This is a genomic window from Comamonas denitrificans (assembly GCF_042654745.1).
Taxonomy (GTDB): Bacteria; Pseudomonadota; Gammaproteobacteria; order Burkholderiales; family Burkholderiaceae_C; genus Comamonas; species Comamonas denitrificans.
In genome coordinates this window covers 1-923 of sequence record NZ_JBHSEY010000028.1, presented here as the reverse complement: position 1 = coordinate 923, position 923 = coordinate 1, and the positions used below count along the sequence as shown (strand labels likewise).

3 protein-coding genes are annotated in these 923 nt (G+C 58.3%); all 3 read right to left on the bottom strand.

What is annotated here, in order from left to right; genetic code table 11:
* The coding region (locus tag ACFO24_RS06950) for a DUF1010 domain-containing protein (RefSeq protein ID WP_377737667.1) at positions 1–203 on the bottom strand (203 nt) is incomplete at its 3' end.
* 20 nt (positions 204–223) lie between these two features.
* A complete protein-coding gene (locus ACFO24_RS06945; RefSeq protein ID WP_111867328.1) occupies positions 224–523 on the bottom strand; it encodes a DUF1010 domain-containing protein in 300 nt (99 codons plus the stop codon).
* 19 nt (positions 524–542) lie between these two features.
* A complete protein-coding gene (locus ACFO24_RS06940) occupies positions 543–830 on the bottom strand; it encodes a DUF1010 domain-containing protein (protein WP_377737666.1) in 288 nt (95 codons plus the stop codon).
* Between the last annotated feature and the right edge of the window lie 93 nt (positions 831–923).

The following is a 923-nucleotide window of genomic DNA, read 5'->3' as shown; positions in this document are numbered from 1 at the left end:
GCGGCCCATGAAAAAGCGCTGCGCCACGGAAGCGGCGCAGCGCTGCAAGAATGATAGCTGGTGGCGCTTGCTGTGCAAGCGCTGGAGGCCAAAAAGGCATGAAACTTGCGCTGTGCACGCAGGCGAAGCCCAGCAGAGCGCCAAAAACCCAAAGGAGAAAGCTCTGAGAAAGGCGAGACGCTGGAATAAATGCTGGCCTGCATAAAAGCGGAATATGAAGGGACTAACGGCCAAGGTAAGCGGCTGGCTGAAAGCCAGTCCGCTTGAGCGCAGAGTTAGACCCGAAGGCCAAAAGGGGGCGCCCAGCCTTGAAGACGTGCGCGGCCCATGAAAAAGCGCTGGGCCACGGAAGCGGCGCAGCGCTGCAAGAATGATAGCTAGCAGCGCTTGCTACACAAGCGCCAGAGGCCCAAAAGGCCTGAAACCGACCAAGCGAACGCAGGCGAAGCCCGGCAAAGCGCCAAAAACCCAAAGGAGAAACCTTGGATAAAGGCGAAGCGCTGGAATGAATGTAGGCCTGCATAAAGAGGAATATGAGAGGACTAACGCCCTGAGTTCAGCGGCCGCGTAGCGGTCGGCTGCGACGAACAGTTAGACACAGACGCCAAAACGGGTAGCCCCAACTTGGCGACGGGCGCGAACTGCGAAAAAGCACTGCGCCACCGAGGCGGCATGACACTGCGAAAATGATAGCTGCTGACGCTTGCTGTGAAAGCGCTAGAGGCCAAAAAAGCCTGAAACTGGCACAGCGCCAGCAGGCGAAGCCCGGAGAAACGGCAAACCCGGCGCTGAAAAGCGCCTGAGAAACTGAATGCCGTTTGATAAACCATGCGCTGGATAAAGCGGTTTTCGAGGGGACTAACGCCCTGAGTTCAGCCGCCGCCGTAGGCGGTCGGCTGCGACGAATAGTTAGACCCGAAGGC

Bases quoted from the DNA above. Each gene is read 5' to 3' on its own strand.
- ACFO24_RS06945 (WP_111867328.1), bottom strand. From the start codon at position 523: ATGCAGGCCTACATTCATTCCAGCGCTTCGCCTTTATCCAAGGTTTCT.
- ACFO24_RS06940 (WP_377737666.1), bottom strand. From the start codon at position 830: ATGGTTTATCAAACGGCATTCAGTTTCTCAGGCGCTTTTCAGCGCCGG.